The 18103-nt window shown below is 53.5% G+C and carries 14 protein-coding genes; 8 read left to right on the forward strand and 6 right to left on the reverse strand.

What is annotated here, in order from left to right; all coding sequences use genetic code 11:
* The first annotated feature begins 3 nt into the window (after positions 1-3).
* From alc to H8K47_RS00580, 4 genes are all read left to right on the forward strand, one after another.
* Positions 4-1029, forward strand: a complete 1026-nt coding sequence (alc, locus tag H8K47_RS00565; RefSeq protein WP_186879488.1) for an allantoicase — start codon at positions 4-6, stop codon at positions 1027-1029.
* Positions 1030-1101: 72 nt separating this feature from the next.
* A complete protein-coding gene (locus H8K47_RS00570; RefSeq protein WP_186879489.1) occupies positions 1102-1599 on the forward strand; it encodes an ureidoglycolate lyase in 498 nt (165 codons plus the stop codon).
* Between the two features lie 1126 nt (positions 1600-2725).
* The gene (locus tag H8K47_RS00575; protein WP_186879490.1) at positions 2726-3922 is read left to right on the forward strand and encodes a M20 aminoacylase family protein; all 1197 of its coding nucleotides are present in this window, start codon (positions 2726-2728) and stop codon (positions 3920-3922) included.
* Positions 3923-3966: 44 nt separating this feature from the next.
* Positions 3967-4545 carry an ATP-dependent Clp protease proteolytic subunit gene (locus tag H8K47_RS00580; RefSeq protein WP_186879491.1) on the forward strand — a complete coding sequence of 193 codons (579 nt, stop codon included), beginning with the start codon at positions 3967-3969 and terminating at the stop codon, positions 4543-4545.
* Positions 4546-4620: 75 nt separating this feature from the next.
* Here H8K47_RS00580 and H8K47_RS00585 read toward each other — a convergent pair whose 3' ends face one another.
* From H8K47_RS00585 to H8K47_RS00610, 6 genes are all read right to left on the reverse strand, one after another.
* Complete coding sequence (locus H8K47_RS00585; RefSeq protein WP_186879492.1) at positions 4621-6366, reverse strand: methyl-accepting chemotaxis protein; 1746 nt, start codon at positions 6364-6366, stop codon at positions 4621-4623.
* Positions 6367-6428: 62 nt separating this feature from the next.
* Positions 6429-8018, reverse strand: a complete 1590-nt coding sequence (locus H8K47_RS18570) for a methyl-accepting chemotaxis protein (protein WP_186879493.1) — start codon at positions 8016-8018, stop codon at positions 6429-6431.
* A 230-nt stretch (positions 8019-8248) separates the two neighbouring features.
* Complete coding sequence (locus tag H8K47_RS00595; protein WP_408057813.1) at positions 8249-8662, reverse strand: type 2 periplasmic-binding domain-containing protein; 414 nt, start codon at positions 8660-8662, stop codon at positions 8249-8251.
* A gap of 10 nt (positions 8663-8672) precedes the next feature.
* Entirely contained in the window at positions 8673-9869 is a 1197-nt protein-coding gene (locus tag H8K47_RS00600) for a hypothetical protein (protein WP_186879494.1), read from the reverse strand.
* A gap of 440 nt (positions 9870-10309) precedes the next feature.
* Positions 10310-11764: a metallophosphoesterase family protein gene (locus H8K47_RS00605; RefSeq protein WP_230410126.1), complete on the reverse strand. Its 1455-nt coding sequence runs from the start codon at positions 11762-11764 to the stop codon at positions 10310-10312.
* A gap of 11 nt (positions 11765-11775) precedes the next feature.
* On the reverse strand, positions 11776-12972 hold the full coding sequence (locus H8K47_RS00610; RefSeq protein WP_222612701.1) for a serine hydrolase domain-containing protein: 1197 nt from the start codon (positions 12970-12972) through the stop codon (positions 11776-11778).
* Positions 12973-13013: 41 nt separating this feature from the next.
* Here H8K47_RS00610 and H8K47_RS00615 point away from each other — a divergent pair, with 41 nt between their 5' ends.
* The 4 genes from H8K47_RS00615 to H8K47_RS00630 all read left to right on the forward strand — a co-directional run bounded on the left by H8K47_RS00615 (position 13014) and on the right by H8K47_RS00630 (position 18062).
* The gene (locus H8K47_RS00615) at positions 13014-14282 is read left to right on the forward strand and encodes a glycerate kinase type-2 family protein (RefSeq protein WP_186879495.1); all 1269 of its coding nucleotides are present in this window, start codon (positions 13014-13016) and stop codon (positions 14280-14282) included.
* A 227-nt stretch (positions 14283-14509) separates the two neighbouring features.
* Complete coding sequence (locus tag H8K47_RS00620) at positions 14510-16090, forward strand: ABC transporter ATP-binding protein (protein ID WP_408057808.1); 1581 nt, start codon at positions 14510-14512, stop codon at positions 16088-16090.
* 31 nt (positions 16091-16121) lie between these two features.
* Complete coding sequence (locus H8K47_RS00625; RefSeq protein WP_230405071.1) at positions 16122-17147, forward strand: ABC transporter permease; 1026 nt, start codon at positions 16122-16124, stop codon at positions 17145-17147.
* A 3-nt stretch (positions 17148-17150) separates the two neighbouring features.
* Complete coding sequence (locus H8K47_RS00630; RefSeq protein ID WP_186879498.1) at positions 17151-18062, forward strand: ABC transporter permease; 912 nt, start codon at positions 17151-17153, stop codon at positions 18060-18062.
* The last annotated feature ends 41 nt before the right edge of the window (positions 18063-18103 follow it).

Consider the following 18103-nt stretch of genomic DNA (forward strand, 5'->3'; position numbering starts at 1 on the left):
CTGATGGCTATTATTACCCTGGACCCGAACGCACCGGAATTTTCCCGTCGCTACCCGAATCTGGCTGATGCGCGTCTGGGTGCGCGCGCCCTGAGTTGCAGCGATGATTTTTTCGCCGAAATGGCGCGCATGCTAAACCCGGAACCAGCTGTCTTCATCCCCGGCAAATACGATACCAATGGCAAATGGATGGATGGCTGGGAGTCCCGTCGCAAACGCGTCAATGGCTATGACTGGTGTGTGGTGCGGCTGGCACGTCCCGGCATACTCAAAGGGGTGGACATCGACACCAGCCACTTTACCGGCAATTATCCACCCGCCGCCTCCCTGCAGGCTTGCCTGGTGACCGATGGTGAGCCGGATGCCAACACGGTGTGGCACGAGGTTTTGCCCTCGGTGAATTTGCAAGGCAACAGCCACCACTATCATGCAATCGATGCAGAGCAGACTTACAGCCACATCCGCCTCAATATCTATCCGGATGGCGGCGTCGCGCGTCTGCGCGTGTATGCGCAACCGGACAATAACTGGTCGGCGGCAGATCCAAATGCGCTGTATGATCTGATCGCGATGGAAAATGGCGGTTATGTAGTGGCCAGCAATAATCAGCATTTCGGACTCGCCTCCAATCTGCTGATGCCTGGCCGCGGCGTCAATATGGGCGATGGCTGGGAAACCCGGCGCCGTCGCGAGCCTGGCAATGACTGGTGCATCATCGCACTCGCGCATCCTGGCGTGATTGAACAGATAGAGGTCGATACCTGCCATTTCAAAGGTAACTACCCGGATCGCTGCTCTATCCAGGCCGCCGCCATGCAAGGTGGTACAGAAACTTCGTTGATCACCCAGTCTATGTTCTGGCCGGAATTGCTGGCTCCGCAAAAACTGCACATGGATCATCAGCATGTCTACAGCAGTGAAGTGCAGTCACCCGGGGTGATCACCCACATACGTCTGAATATTTTCCCGGATGGCGGCGTTTCACGCTTGCGCCTGCTCGGCAAACTGGCCCAACTCAAGGCTGAATAACACCAACTGCACAGCGGGCAGCAACGTAGCAATTGCGCTGCTGCCCGCTACCAGAATGAAGCGGAGCCCGCGATGCCACAACTCATCCCCGAACCCCTGAGCCGCACTGCCTTTGCCCCTTTTGGCGAAGTCATTATGCTGGAAGGTGCGCGCCATTATCCGATCAACCAGGGCACGACCGAACGCTATCATGCGCTCGCCTGTGCCGATACCCAAAACGAAGGCGGACAAACCATACTGAGCCTGTTCCGCGCCCAACCGCGCAGCCTGCCGCTAGCCATCGAAATCATGGAACGCCATCCGCTCGGCAGTCAGGCCTTTGTACCGCTGAGCACAGACCCTGAGCACACCTATCTGATCGTGGTTGCACCTGCAGGCGAATTCGACCCTCAGCAAATGCGCGCTTTTATCGCTCGCGGCTGGCAAGGCGTGAATTATGGCAAAGGCACCTGGCACCATCCCTTGATCGCACTAAACAGCGTCAGCGATTTCCTGGTGATGGACAGGATAGGTCAGGGCAGTAATTGCGATGAAATTACCTTGGATGGCGGCTGGCTGCTGACTTCTTGATTGATACGTGTAGGTCTGCAGATACGAAGCCAGACAATCACAAATCCAGCGACAGATAAAAAAATAGCCCGCTAGCTGCGGGCTAAAATCCAAACCTTAGGAGGTGTTGGAGGAGACAGGTGTAACTATATGGCAGCGCAGCATAACTGTCTGCTTTATTATTCGTATACCAGCTATTCGCCATACTTATACCTGAGATTTTCCTGTATCCGTGCAGTGCACAAAGTGAATTCACCATGACACTGGTCTCGGCGCATTCTGAGTGACGATGTGAGGACAGGATAGTAAAGGAATTGTTGGTGCCGTTCTGCATCAGTTTAGTATCGTGACTTCACTTCAATTTGAGCTAAAAACACCTGTACAGTCTGATTGACGCTACATCGCCAGTAGCAAAACTGAAAAGCAGTGCTGAGTGCCAACGCATAGGGCTTCGCGGCTGGTTCAGCTCAGTATAGGTAAGAGAGAAGTGCAAGCTGGAGGCTGCATAGTCATGCACGCTGAATAGCGTACAGATAAAAAAATAGCCCGCTAGTGGCGGGCTAAAATCCAAACCTTAGGAGGTGTTGGAGGAGACAGGTGTAACTATATCGCAGCGCACCAAATTCACCAACTGAATTTTTCGCATATCAAACATTCACAAATCGAATATCCACCGACACCCAGCACTCAACGGCGTCAGCATAATAAAAATACTTTTCATTTCCACAAAGAAATTATTCTACCAATTTATCCGATTGACACAGAAATCAATGACAACCGAGTCTAAATAGCGATATCTCTACGGTCTCAGCGGATTCAAAAAAAGAGCAAAAAAAAGCCCGCGAGCGAGACGCTTGCGGGCTAAATCCAAACCTTAGGAGGTGTTGGAGGAGACAGGTGTAACTATATGGCAGTGCAGCATAACTGTCTGCTTTATTATTCGTATACCCGTCATCACCCAAGTCCATAACACGAACTGCACCAGATCCCTGTCTACTCTTGCATCTAGGCATGTAGGTAGTCAGAGAATCTGGTATCGTAGACCCCATATCAAATCAGCCACCTCCATGACGCACTGACTGGCATCGTTCCGACCGGTCAGACCGTGCATTTTCACGAAGCCTGGGTGCGCTGTGAAGGAGACAACATGAAACTGATCGATCCTATACTGCAATTTCAATCAGAGATACAAGAAATACGGCGCGACATCCACGCGCATCCGGAACTCTGCTATGAAGAACACCGGACTGCTGAAGTCGTGGCGAATCAGCTCACGCAATGGGGCATACCGGTAGTCCGCGGACTGGGTAAAACCGGGGTGCTGGGCATCATCCGCAATGGTGACAGCCCGCGTGCAATTGGCCTGCGTGCCGACATGGATGCCTTGCCCATGCAAGAGCTCAATACCTTTGCCCATACCTCACGCCATGCAGGGAAAATGCATGCCTGCGGCCATGACGGTCATACCGCAATGTTATTGGGGGCGGCTAAATATCTGGCGCAGCACCGCGACTTTGACGGCACTGTGTATTTAATTTTTCAGCCAGCCGAAGAAGGCGGTGGTGGGGCGCGAGCCATGATGCAGGATGGCTTGTTCGAGCAATATCCTATGGAGGCGGTGTTCGGCATGCATAACTGGCCCGGCATTGCGAGTGGTCATTTTGCCGTCACGCCTGGCCCTATGATGGCGTCTTCCAATGAATTTTATGTGACGGTACGCGGCAAAGGTGCGCATGCGGCGCAACCGCATAAGAGCATAGACCCAATCATGACCGCGATACAGATTGCGCAGAGCTGGCAAACCATCGTCAGCCGCAATGCCAGCCCTTTGGAATCGGCGGTGTTGTCAGTGACGCAGATTCACTCCGGCAGCGCGACCAATGTGATACCGGATGAGGCGACGCTAATCGGCACCGTACGCGCCTTCAGTACAGAGATGATCGACCTGATCGAACGACGCATGCAGACCATCGCTCAACATACGGCTGCCGCCTTTGACGCGGAAGTCGAATTCAGCTTTAAACGCAATTATCCGCCGCTGATTAACCACGCAGCGGAAACGGCGTTTGCGACTGAGGTGATGCGCGCTGTGGTGGGTGCAGATAAAGTCGATGCCCATACTGAACCCACCATGGGTGCCGAGGATTTTGCATTTATGCTGCAAGCCAAACCCGGTTGCTATGTCTTCCTCGGGAATGGCGAAGGATCACACCGCGATGCCGGTCATGGCTTAGGCCCATGCAATCTGCATAATCCAAGCTACGACTTTAATGATGCATTGCTGCCTGTCGGCGCAACCTATTGGGTCAGGCTGGCAGAGAGCTACTTGAAAAAATCCGCCTGAACCCTCATATTTATCCTCTGAATTCAACTAGAAAGCGCAATAATATGGCAGACGACAAAGAATCTAACGAAGCGCAACGCAGCAGCTTCCTCGAAGAAAAAGCCTTCCAGTCCCGCACCGTACTGGTGTTTGGCACCATCAACGATAAACTGGCGGCAGAAGTCAGCAAACGTCTGATCGCACTGGCCGCAGAATCCAAAGATCCTATCACCATGTTAGTGTCTTCCCCGGGTGGTCATGTGGAATCCGGCGATGTGATCCATGATATGGTGAAATTCATCGATGTACCGGTCAATATGGTCGGCACTGGCTGGGTCGGCAGCGCCGCAGTCAGCGTGTTCCTGTCGGTACCAAAAGAACGCCGCGTCTGCTTGCCAAATACCCGCTTCCTGATCCATCAGCCTAGCGGTGGTTGCGGTGGTCAGGCCACTGATATCGCGATACAGGCGCGTGAAATCGTCAAAGTACGGGAACGCATTTCTGCACTGATCGCACGCGAATCCGGCCAGTCTTTGGAACGCGTCACCAATGACATCGACCGCGATTACTGGATGAGTGCAGAAGAAGCCAAAGAATACGGCCTGATTTCGCGCACTATCGTGCGTCAGGGCGAGCTGAACTAAGCAAGCCTCATCGTAGACCCCACAAAAATGGCAGAGTTAACTCTGCCATTTTTTATGCTTACTTAAACTGCAAGATCAGAATTCTTCCCAACCATCCTCATTTTGATTCGCCGATGCAGCTGCACCTTGTTTGGCTTGTGCAGGCTTACGCACCACTGCGGCAGGACGTGGTAAAGACTTGGTCTGTGCTGCTTTGTTGCTGGACTTAGGGGCTGACTTGAACGCTGGCTTGGCTGCAGCAACCACAGGCCGGGAAGCGGCTGGTGCGCTGTACGCATCCAGCTTAAACACACTGACCACCGCACTCAGGCGATTGGTCTGTTCATTGAGTTCAGCAGCGGATGCAGCTGCTTCCTCAACCAGTGCCGCATTTTGCTGAGTCAGAGTATCCATGTTAGACACGGCATCATTAATCTGGGAGATACCGGCGCTTTGTTCCAGGCCTGCGGCAGTAATCTCACTGATAATGTCACTGACCCGCTTCACACTATCGACCACTTCGCTCATGGTGCTACCGGCCTGATCGACTAAACGCGTACCCTGCTCGACTTTTTCGACCGAGTCATTAATCAGTTCCTTGATTTCTTTGGCCGCGTTCGCAGACCGCTGTGCCAGATTACGAACCTCAGAAGCAACTACGGCAAAACCACGACCCTGCTCGCCCGCACGCGCGGCTTCGACTGCAGCATTCAGGGCCAGGATATTGGTCTGGAATGCGATACCATCAATCACTGCAATGATATCGACGATTTTCTTGGACGATTCATTGATTGATCCCATGGTATGTACCACTTCAGACACCACCTGACCGCCACGCTGTGCCACTTCCGATGCAGAATGGGATAACTGATTGGCCTGACGGGCATTGTCCGCATTGTGCTGGATGGTGGACGTAATTTCTTCCATCGACGACGCTGTTTCTTCCAGTGAGCTGGCCTGGGATTCAGTACGGTTAGACAAATCCATATTGCCATGGGCAATTTCAGATGCGGCATGACTGATTTCGTCAGTGCCATGGCGCACTTCTGTCACTACTTTTTTGAGGCTCTCATTCATCTCACGTAAGGCATCCAGCAGCAAACCGGTTTCATCATTGCTGCGCACTTCAATCTGACTGGTCAGGTCACCGGCTGCCACCGTTTGTGCCACCTGTACCGCATAGCCGAGCGGACGCGACACGATCCCCGCAATCCAAAATGCCAACATCAGACCAATCACGATGCTGACAGCCAGCGCAATCAGTATCAGCACGCGTGAGCGCTCATAAACAGCAATACTGTCTTTGTAGGCTTTGATCCCGCCATTGGAATTCAATTCAACCAGTTTATCGACCTGATCACGCAATTTTGCGTTGGTTTTTGACGACTCACCGCGCAATATTGTCACTGCTTCTGCCCCATTGCCGGCAGAGGCCAGATTCATCATCTTCTCGGAGATCGCCAGATATTCCGCTGCCAGTTTGCTGTATTCCTCAAATGCTTTGCGCTCTTCTGCTTCACTGATCAAACGACTGTAATCCTGCTCATTTTCCTTCAAGCCGGTGATCGCTTCTTTTGAGCGTTTGATATATTTCGTCACCTCTTCCGGATTTTCGGCAAACACCATCTGTGCCTCTTGAGCGCGCAGGCGTGACAAGCGTTCTTTCACGCCCATGGCAGCTTTAACACTGGGCATCCAGTTAGTGCCGAGATCAGTAGCCGACTGATTGACGCGCGCCAATTCATAGATGGCAAAAACGCCAATCGAAGCCGTCAAGACCAACAGTGCGATAAAGCCTGTCAGTAGCTTGGCACTGATTTTGAGATTTTTAAAAAACTTCATTTTGCACCCCACATATTGTTCGGAATCGCGCCCGGAATATCCGGGTAACGGTAAGGCGATTGCTATCGGCTGAGCACCGCAGCGGACAACTGGCGCTCTGTCGGGTCCAATCTGAACACGCTGACAACTTTGCTTAAATTCGCAGCCTGTTCTTGCAAAGAACTGGCCGCTGCGGCAGCCTGTTCGACCAGTGCTGCATTTTCCTGCGTCATTTGGTCGATATGTATGACGGCTGTATTGACCTGCTCGATACCGGCACTCTGTTCGCTGCTGGCCGCGGTAATTTCACTGATGATGTCACTCACGCGCCGCACGCTGTCGACCACTTCCTGCATGGTCTTACCTGCGTCGCTGACCAGCCGGTTGCCTTGTTCCACCTGTTCGACGGAACTGGTGATAAGAGATTTGATCTGACGCGCTGCATCGGCTGAACGTTGCGCCAGACTACGTACCTCGGAAGCCACCACGGCGAAGCCACGCCCCTGTTCTCCGGCACGCGCAGCTTCGACAGCTGCATTCAGGGCCAGAATATTGGTCTGAAAAGCAATCCCATCGATTACAGAAATAATATCCACGATCTGCTTGGAAGACGTATTGATGGAATCCATGGTGGAGACCACATCAGACACTACTTTGCCACCACGCTGCGCCACTTCACTGGCAGAATGCGCAAGCTGGCTGGCCTGGCGCGCATTGTCATGATTGTGTTTCACCGTCGAGGTCAGTTCTTCCATCGAAGAAGCAGTTTCTTCCAGCGAGCCAGCCTGGCTCTCGGTCCGTGAAGATAAATCCATATTGCCTGTCGCGATCTCTGACGACGCAATGGCGATGGTATCGGTGCCGGCTCTTACCTGACTCACCACCGTGCACAGGCTGGCATTCATCTCTTTCAAGGCATCCAGCAATTGTCCTGTTTCATCTTTGGAGTGGCTCTCTATACGGCTGGTCAGATCACCCGCTGCCACCGTTTTTGCCAGCTTCACCGCATGTTGTAAGGGTGTAGAAACTATCTTGGCGATCCAGTAAGCCAGGCTGATGCCAATGGCTGCACTGACTGCCATCGCCGCCAATATCCAGTTGCGCGACGATTGATAGATACGCGCACTGTCATCGTAAGACGCCTGGCCACCTTCTACATTCAGTTTAACCATCTTATCGGCTAAGGCGAGGATGTCGGCATTCAGGGTTGAAGAGCTGCCTCTCAGTACAGCCAGCGCGGCATCTCTGTCATTTTGTATGGACAAGTCGACCAGCTTCGCATTTTCGAGCAGATACTGACTCCACTTCTGCTTATATTCCGCGAACAGCTTACGCTCGGCTTCGACGGTAATCAGTTTTTCATAAGCGTTTTCATAGTTGTGCAGTTCGGCGGAATATTCATCAAAGCGCTTTTTATATTTCTCGACATTTTTATTATCACCCGCTGATAACACGATCTGCATTTCCTGGGTTCTCAAGCGTGACATGCGCTCTTTGACGCCCATAGCCGCATTCACGCTAGGCATCCAGTTCCCACCCAAGTCAACGGTGGTCTGATTTACTGCAGACAATTGGAAGATAGAAAATACGCCGAGTATGCCTGTGAGCAGCAGTAAGGAAAAAAAACCGGCATAGAGTTTGGATGCAATGCGCAGATCGTAAAACAACTTCATGGTATTCCCCAAAAAAGTAAGGCCATCAAGATTGCTTAAAACGGATAAATCAGATCTTTACATGATAAACGACGAAAAAACAGACAATTCATCGCTTAACAAGCCACAGCTTCCTCCAGCTTAGGTGCTGTTCCGTGAAAATACAAAAAGGAAAGCAAAACGGGTTTGACTTTCCTTCTGTATATGAAGCCGGCTGCGCTGACAGACACAGCCGGATTGGCACAAATCGATTACTGCAAGGTCGTAATGACTTTGACCGTAGAATCGACCGCTGACTTATCAATGTAACCAATACCGGTCGGATTCGCAGCAATTGCTTTTTTCACCTCAGCGTTAGAGCTGTACTCTTTCGGGGCGGCGGCTTTACCGGTAAACACCAGCTTAGACCAGATACCCTTCACTTCTGCCAGATCTTTATCGCAAACTTTTTTATAAAATTCTGCGCGTATAGCTGAACTTTCAGATTGATCAACTGGTGTAAACATGGCCGATTTGCCCAGAAAAAACTGGGAAGCCTGGGTCGCAGTCATCGAAGTCGCAGGATTTGCAGGATTCACAATCACCACGATTTCACCGGCCTGTACCATGCCAGCAGCTACAATGAGAGCTAAGGCAACAGTCGTTTTATTCAAGATAGATTTCATCATTGCCTCCTCAGAATACGAAGTCGATACCTGCTGCAATCACATTCACCGGACCTGTAAAGCCTGGCTTAGGATTGACAAAGGTACCGGCTCCATCTTTTGGAGTCAGACGGTCGTACTGTACTTTCAAGGCCGCAGCTTTATGGAAATCCCAGCGCAGACCGATGCTGTTACTGGACTGCACCGCAGTCAGGGAAGCAAAGTTGTTTGCACCCGCTGTCAATGCCGCCAGAGGGCCTGTCGTTGGTAAGCCTGCCATCGTGCGAGGAGTATCCTGTTTCACTTCAGAATGGACATAGTAAGGCGTGAACGCACCGTAGCGGTAACCAAGCAGTGTGTACCAGGATGTGGTATCCGGCAGGCTGCGGCTTTCCGATTTACGCACGCCGTATTCAGACTGGACGATGATGTTTTTCCAGTTCACGCCCAGGCCCAGCGAAGTGAACGAGGCTTTGTTATCTTTCAGGCGCAGATCATTCGCAGCAGAAGTGAAACCGAATTTTTCCAGACCACCCAGCACCGCATTCAGAGAAGCCGAATCTTCGACACTGAATTTAGTCGTGATATGGCCGAAACGCACGGTAAATGGTCCGTTTTCCAGCACCAGATTGATACCTGCAACCTGGCTGAACTTTGCAGTGTAACTATTTGCTGTTCCTTTAGATTCCGATTTGCCCAAAGCGAACTGGCTGGTCAGGGTGGTATCACCAAAATCCGTCTGGTAAATCGCATCCACGCCATCCACAGTTTGCAGATTCACCTGGCTGTACATTTCGACGGGTGGACGCAGGAAGGTATTGGAATAACCGACGTTCAGATAGTCAGAAATCATATAGACCGGCAAGCCCATACGACCTACGCGGATATTCAGCTTGTCGCTAGCCTTGAATCTGGCGAATGCCCAGGTGAGTTCTGCGCCGTATTCGTCAGTGATATGCTTGCTGACCAAGCCTTGAGCAGTCAAAGAAATCCAGTCATTGGCTTTGTAGGTTGCCTGCAAACCAAAGTTAGAGTCCACGCCGGTCTTTGCAGAAGTTTTTACCCCGGCCAATTGACCCAGACGCGCAAACTCGGCGTCGTCAGAATTGCTACGTGTCAACGCAGCGGTACCGAAACCACTCAGGGTGAAATTCGAATTTTCGTCTGCCCAGGCGCCAGAGGTCACCACAGACATCGCTAACATAGCGACTACAGGTTTCAACTTCATACTATCTCCTTGAAAGTGATTTCATTTTATCTGCTGAAAATGTTTCCCAATAGAATCGAAACTCTAAAATATTGTTTCTCAATAGTAAGACTCGAATATGAAACAATGCTGAAAAACCGATGATTCAGTGCAATTTCCCTATGGAAATTACATTGGTTCGTTGAAATATTTCTTAGATTCAAGTTAATGGATAGCGCGTCAGTTCACCAGAACATTTCACCATTTCTGACACTTTCGTGGCGAAATGCCGACAAATGCGCACTACAAAAAAGCAGGGTTTCCCAGATTTGGCGCAGATCGTGCGCTGACTCACAGCAGCATGCAGCGCATGTCGGTCGGGAAGCAGAACAGCCGGAATGGGGAAGTAAGGGAGAAGGTGGAAGTTGACTGCATGACGCAAAAGCGCTGCGTCATGCAGTCAGGATGAGTCAGAAATTCACTCAGGATGGGACACGGCATTGTGTCCGTTGATTGTGCATATCGCACTCCGCCAGCAAGCGGCCAGCCAGATTCCATGCCTGGATAATCCAGCGCTGCCCCTTGCGCTCCATCAGCATGTAACCGACATCATTGGAATTGGTGAAGAAGTCCACCGTAGCACCGGCCAGTGGCGTAGCCCCTGGCTGCAAAGGCATGGGCAAAGGGAAATCCAGCGAGGAACCGCCATTGCCAGATACAAACTGGGTCGGCTGTCCGGTGCTGAAAGTTAGCGCTTCGAATAAATGCACATGGCCGGACAACGTGGCCTGTACTTTTTCCGGGAACAGACGTTGCGGATGGGTCTGCTGCATCACATCCTGCAAGGCCAATGCACCGGGCCAGATTTGCAAATCACCGCCTTTACCACGTTCTACTGCGAACGCCAAGATAGGATGATGGTTGATGAAAAAATTAAAGTCGGCTTGTTCTGCGAGCTGATCGACTTGTTTAAATTGCTGCATATACGTGGCATACACGGGATCGTCTTTGGCTAACACTTTGTAGGGCACTTTAGACGAATCGAATACGATCAGCTGCGCCTGCTGGCCATCCAGACGACCCAGCGGCACCGCATACGGCGGGCTGTAATCACCCTGGCTGTCATTTGCTGCCAGATTGCAATCCCGTCCCTCCTGCAAAGGGCGTGGATCCAGCAAACGCCACCAGCCTTGCCCGGCGCGTACGCAAGTCTCATGATTGCCGCGTACCATGACCCAGGGTGCCGTTTTCAGCAAAGCCTGAGCCGGTGCAAAGAAATCCGCCTGCCAGGTATCCCAGCCGTAGCCCCAGGGGCTGCCCGCGCATTCAGGATTGCCCTCCGGGCAGGCATTTTCGCGGTAATGGTAATCCCCTACATGCACCACCAGATCCGGTTGCAGGCGGGCTGCAGCCGTCACCATCTGGCGGAATGCCCATTTATCGCTGTCATTACAGGATTGAAAATAATTATCCGCATTTTTTAAACGACAACCGGTATCGCCGATCACCAGAATTTTCTGAGCCACTGGCTTAGGCAAAGGCAGTGCCTGACCGGCGATGCTGGCGCTTTGCACGCCCGGCTTCAGCACTGCTTCGCAAGTCAGTACCGGAAACGCGGAGGGCTTGGAATCTTCCGGCTTACTCGCGGTTTTACGCTGCGCAATGGTTGCAGCGCCAGCACGTAATTGCATGGGCATCATCTGACCATCCTGTACGATGTCGGGACAGCTGGCCGCGCTGGTCACGGCACGCGCAATCGGCTGGCCCTGTTCACCCAGTACTACCCAGCGGCTTTGCACAGCGGCAGCGGCTTGCGTGTTATCCACCTGAGGCGCTTGCTGCAAGCTGCTGCATGCGCTCAGGATTAACATCAGTGTGGGTGTCAGTGCGCGCAGCAGCACACGCATACTGTTTGTTTGTTGACTCAGTTCTTGCATACCCTCTCCTGTTATTGAGCACCGACTGCCTGGTAAGCCAGCCGTTTAAAATCAAATGAAAACGGATGCCAGAAGCTCATCAGCTTCTGGGTCATCAATACACCGGCGATCTGATGACGCGGCGAGATCCACCAGTGTGTACCCGCGATACCACCCCATTCAAATTCGCCAGCTGCAGCAGGTGGATCATTCACGTCCGGCTGCAACGTAACGGCACCGCCCAGACCAAAGCCCTTGTTCGGTACGTTGCCTATGCCAGGAAAGCTGATGCCTGTCCCGGCTGGCAACTGATTTTGCATCATCAGCGCCATGCTTTCCGGCTTCAGGATCGCATCGCCACCGGGCAGGAAAGTGCGCATCAGCGCCAGCATGTCATGCATGCTGGAGACCAGACCACCGCCACCTGACAAGCGCGCGACTGGCTGTGTAAAAGCACCCGGATACGGCGATTTATCCAGTCTGCGCAAACCACGTTGCAGAATATTTTGCGGATCGGCACCACTGTAATACGCAGTCAGCCGGCTGTGCTGGGCTTGCGGCACATAGAAGCCGGTATCGTCCATGCCGAGTGGATTAAAAATACGCAAACGCAGGAATTGCTCGAAATCCCTGCCACTGACCACTTCGACTACGCGCGATAAGACATCACTTGCAATCGAATATTGCCAGGCGCTGCCCGGATGAAAATTCAATGGCAAGTCTTCCAGCAAGGTGATCATCTCCGCCAGCGTCTGAAATGCATTCAGCACCCGTCTTTCATTGTAGGCTTTGTAAAGCAGGCTGCCATGATCGAGCAAGCCATAGCCGAGGCCGGACGTATGGTTCAGTAAATGACGTATCGTAATCGCTGAGTGAGCCGCTTCGGTATCGTCCAGACTGCGTGCATCCGGCCGCAATACGCGACGCTTAGCCAACTGCGGAATATAGGGGTCGACCGGATCATCCAGTCCCAGTTTGCAATCCTCCACCAACAGCAGGATCGCCATCGAGGTGATCAGCTTGGTGTTAGAAAAAATCCGGAATAAATGATCTTCGCGTAGTGGGATATCGTTTTCTTTATCAGCCCAACCGGCGCAATGCAGATGCACCAGATCCTGACCCTTCAGCACCGCAGTGGAGACACCCGCCAGTATCTGGCGATCCACATACTTTTGCATTGTTGCGTTGACTTGAGCAAAATCGTAAGACATAGGTTTAAGATGAGTCATGCGCAGTTCCGCGCAAAACCGTCATCTTACTCCTCTACGCCATGACTATTTCGTACCCACGCCAATTTCTGCATTCCTTGTTCAACTGCGCAGTCGACGCTGCCAGCGCCAGCCAGCGTCTGCCTGCCTTCTTACCCAGTCCACCCGCGCACGGCCGTACCGTCGTGATCGGTGCCGGTAAAGCCGCTGCAGCCATGGCGCTGGCGGTAGAGCAGCACTGGCAGGGACCACTGTCCGGGCTGGTGGTGACACGTTATGGACATGGTGCGCCATGTCAGCAGATCGAAGTGATCGAAGCCGCCCATCCGGTGCCCGATGCGGCCGGACAGCAGGCAGCGCAACGCATACGGCAACAGTTGCAGGACCTGACTGCGGAAGATCTGGTGTTATGCCTGATTTCCGGTGGCGGTTCAGCCTTGCTGGCCTTACCGGCGCCCGGCATCAGCTTGCAACAGAAACAGGCGATCAATAAAGCGCTGTTGCGCAGCGGCGCCAGCATCAGTGAAATGAATTGCGTACGCAAACACCTGTCTGCCATCAAGGGCGGTCGCCTGGCGCTGGCGTGTGGACCGGCGCGTGTCGTGACCTTGTTGATTTCCGACGTGCCCGGTGACGAAGCGCACGTGATTGCCAGCGGCCCCACCCTGCCTGATCCCGGTACCTGTGCACAGGCACTGGCCATCATACAAAAATATCAGATTACGCTGCCTGACAGCGTATTGGCAGACTGGCATAGCGGCGCGGCTGAAACCCCCAAGCCCGGCGATCCACGCTTCCACGGGCATACGCATCACATCATCAGCACGGCGCAACAATCGCTGCAGGCGGCTGCCGCCAAAGCCCGTGAAGCTGGCATCGCGGCCTATATTCTGTCCGATGAAATCGAAGGCGAGGCAGCCGATATCGGTCTGATGCATGCGGCACTGGCACGCCAGATCGCACAGCATGGCCAGCCCTTTCAGACACCCTGTGTGCTGTTATCGGGCGGGGAAACCAGTGTGACAGTGCGCGGCCAGGGGCGCGGTGGCCGCAATGCCCAGTTTTTGCTGAGTTTTGCTTTGGCCTGTGCTGGCCATCCGCGCATCCATGCACTGGCCTGCGATACCGATGGCATTGATGGTACCGAAGACAATGCGGGCGCGTATTGCGGCCCCGATACCCTGCAAAGGGCGCAGGAATTGCAGCTGTCAGGCCGGGCGATGTTGGAAAACAACGATGCCTATCATTTTTTTGAGGCTGTTAATGATTTGATCATGACTGGCCCGACCCGTACCAATGTGAATGATTTCAGAGCGATATTGATTGTGTGAAAGCAGGCCACTGGCATTTATAATGCTGCCCGAATACAGAACATGTGCTTTTTATGATGATGTAGCGTATGCCGCATCTCTACCCTGAAAACGCTGTTGTTGTTGAATTTCATGCCGGCATTCCGGCTTTCTGCTGAATTTTCTGCTGACACCCTGATAACCGGATCGATGTTCTGGTCCGTTCAGGCATGTGGCCAGTACCAGTTTCCCTGGTTGGAAAGGATAATGTGACCTCAACTGCTGCAATCACCGGTTCCCGTCTGGAACTGGTCGACATCTGCAAAAGCTATCCCTCGGTGGTCGCCAATGACCATATTCGCCTGCGCGTAGCACCGGGCGAAATTCATGCCGTGCTGGGCGAAAACGGCGCGGGTAAATCCACGCTGATGAAAATCATCTTCGGCGCAGTCAAACCGGATTCCGGTCAGATGCGCTGGAATGGACAAACTGTACAAATCAGTTCACCGCAAGCCGCGCGCAAACTCGGCCTCTCCATGGTGTTCCAGCATTTCTCGCTGTTTGATACGCTGACTGTGACCGAAAACATCGCACTCGGACTGGAGCCGGGCATCGATATGACGCAATTGGCGGAGCAAATACGCCAGACTGGTCAGAATTATGGTCTGGAGCTGGAACCGCACCGTCATGTGCATACCCTGAGCGTGGGTGAGCGGCAAAGGGTGGAAATCGTCCGCGCCTTGCTGACCAAACCGCAATTGCTGATCCTGGACGAGCCGACTTCGGTGCTGACCCCGCAGGCTGTGCAGAAGCTGTTTGTGACCTTACGCAAGATCGCATCGGAAGGCTGCAGTATTCTGTACATCAGTCATAAACTCGATGAAATCCGCGAACTCTGCCATTCCGCAACCGTGATGCGCATGGGTAAAGTCACTGGTCATTGCGATCCACGTCAGGAAACCGCAGCCAGTCTGTCGCGCCTGATGATCGGTGATACCGAAGTCAGCCACAGCGATCACGGCCCGCAAACCACCGGTGCGGCCAAGCTGGTGGTACAGGGGCTGAATCTGCCCAAATCCCATGCGTTCGCCACTGCTCTGGAAGACATTTCCTTTGCCGTTCATGCGGGTGAAATCGTCGGTATTGCCGGTGTGTCCGGCAACGGGCAGCAGGAATTACTGGCCGCCTTATCGGGCGAAGACCGGCGTGCCAAGGCCGAGATGATACGGCTGCAGGATAAAGCGGTCGGCCATCGCGGACCGGCTGCGCGGCGTGCCTTAAAGCAAAGCCTGGTGCCGGAAGAAAGACTGGGACGTGGTGCGGTGCCTGAACTGAGCCTGACCGACAATATGCTGTTATCGCATCAGCGCGCACCGTTCGTGCGACACGGCATGATCCAGTTTGCGCACACCATTGATGCAGCCGCCGCGATCATTGCGCGTTTCCGCGTCAAGGCGTCCGGGCCGGCAGCACTGGCGCGCAGCTTATCAGGCGGCAATCTGCAGAAATTCATCGTCGGGCGCGAAATCACACGTGAGCCAGAAGTGTTCATCGTGGCGCAACCGACTTGGGGTGTGGACATCGGTGCCGCCGCCCAGATACACAGCGAAATCCGCAAGCTACGCGCCGCAGGTTGCGCCGTGCTGGTGATTTCGGAAGAACTGGATGAATTATTCAGCTTATGCGATCGCATGCATGTGATCGCCAAAGGCCGGCTGTCGCCCTCCATTGATAGCGCAGCAGCCAGCCGCGAACAGATAGGATTATGGATGAGTGGTTTGTGGAATAGCGAAGATGGCGGGAATAGCGTGAATGCGGTGCAGCCGGCACAGGAGGCTGAACGTGTTTAAACTGGAATTACGACCCGGCTCATCGCGCCTGATGGCGTATTGTTCACCATTGCTGGCGGTGGCACTGACCATATTCTTTGGTGCTCTGCTGTTCGTCGCTCTAGGAAAAAATCCTGTGACCGGTCTGCAAGTGTTTTTGCTGGAACCGCTGCGCAATCTGTCAGCCATCTCGGAACTGCTGCTGAAAACCACGCCGCTGGTGTTATGCGCACTCGGCTTATCGGTCTGTTACCGTGCCAATGTCTGGAATATCGGCGCGGAAGGACAATTGATCGCAGGCGGCCTGGCCGCCGGTGCCACCGTACTGTTTTTCGATCAGGGCAGTGGAGCCAGCCCCTGGCTGGTTTTACTGAGCGCTTCACTGGCTGGCGTCGCCGGTGGCGCCTGCTGGGCCAGTATCACAGCGCTGTTACGCGACCGTTTTCATGCCAATGAAATTCTGGTGTCGCTGATGCTGACTTACATCGCACAGTTATTCCTGATGTATGCGGTGAATGGCCCGCTGAAAGACCCGAATGGCATGAACTTCCCGCAATCCAAAGTCTTTTCCAGCGACTATCTGCTGCCGCATCTGTTTTCCGGCAGCCGTCTGCATATCGGCTTTATCGTGATGCTGGCAGCAACGGCCGCGATGGCGGTATTCGTGTATCGCAGCTTTGCCGGTTACCGCCTGACAGTGGGTGGACTGGCACCGCTGGCGGCCCGTTATGCCGGTTTTTCCAGCCGCAACGCACTCTGGACTTCGTTGCTGATTTCCGGTGGTTTCGCCGGTCTGGCCGGTGCGTTTGAAGTGACTGGACCTATCGGTCAGGTATTACCGTCGATCTCGCCGGGATATGGCTTTGCCGCGATTATCGTGGCATTTATTGGCCGCCTCAATCCCATCGGCACCATTTTTGGCGGTCTGGTGTTATCGCTGTTTTATCTGGGCGGTGAAATGGCGCAATCGCGTCTGGGTCTGCCATCAGCCATCACCGGCTTATTCCAAGGCATGCTGCTGTTCATGCTGCTGGCCTGTGACACGCTCATCCACTACCGTCTGCGCTGGAAAAAATAATTCATGGAAAACTTTGCTTCTTTAATTGCCGCCTCCATCAATTCCGGCACCCCTTTGCTGATCGCGGCACTCGGCCTGCTGATCAATGAACGTGCAGGCGTGCTGAATCTGGGTGCAGAAGGCATGATGCTGGTCGCGGCCATCGTCGGTTTCGCAGTTGCGCACCAGACCCACAATCCCTGGCTGGGTTTTGCCGCAGGTGCAGTCGCCGGCATGCTGATGGCAACGCTGTTTGCGTGGCTGGCCTTGTCACTGGCAACCAATCAGGTCGCAACCGGGCTGACCTTGTCTATCTTCGGTACCGGCTTATCGGCGTTCATCGGTCAGTCTTTTGTGGGCCAGTCGCTGCCTGCAGTCAGCCACGGCATTCCCGTGCTGAATCAATTGCCCTTTGTCGGCAAAGCCTTATTTGATCAGCATCTGGCGGTGTATTTCAGTCTGCTGCTATGCGCCGGACTGATCTGGTTTTTATACCGCAGCCGTACCGGACTGGTGTTGCGCGCAGTCGGCGAATCGCCTGAATCAGCCCATGCGCTTGGTTATCCGGTATTGCGTATCCGCTTTCTGGCCCTGTTGTTTAGCGGTGCCTGCTGCGGTATCGCCGGTGCTTATCTGTCGATTATCTACACGCCAATGTGGGTGGAAGGCTTAGTCGCGGGTCGCGGCTGGATCGCACTGGCGCTGACCACCTTCGCGACATGGCGTCCGGCACGGGTCTTGCTCGGTGCTTTACTGTTCGGCAGCGTAACTATCCTGCAATTTCATTTTCAGGCGATAGGGATAGCGATTCCCTCGCAGATCCTGTCTATGCTGCCTTATGTTGCCACCATCGTAGTGCTGGTCCTGATCTCGCGTAATCCTGACTGGATACGCCTGAATATGCCAGCCTCGCTGGGTAAGCCCTTCCGTCCTTAATGACGGTGCTGTTGATTTTGAAATGAATTTACTGTTTTGTT

Origin of the sequence: Cognatundibacterium rugosum (assembly GCF_014284365.1) — a bacterium.
In the GTDB taxonomy this organism is placed as follows: Bacteria; Pseudomonadota; Gammaproteobacteria; order Burkholderiales; family Burkholderiaceae_D; genus Undibacterium; species Undibacterium rugosum.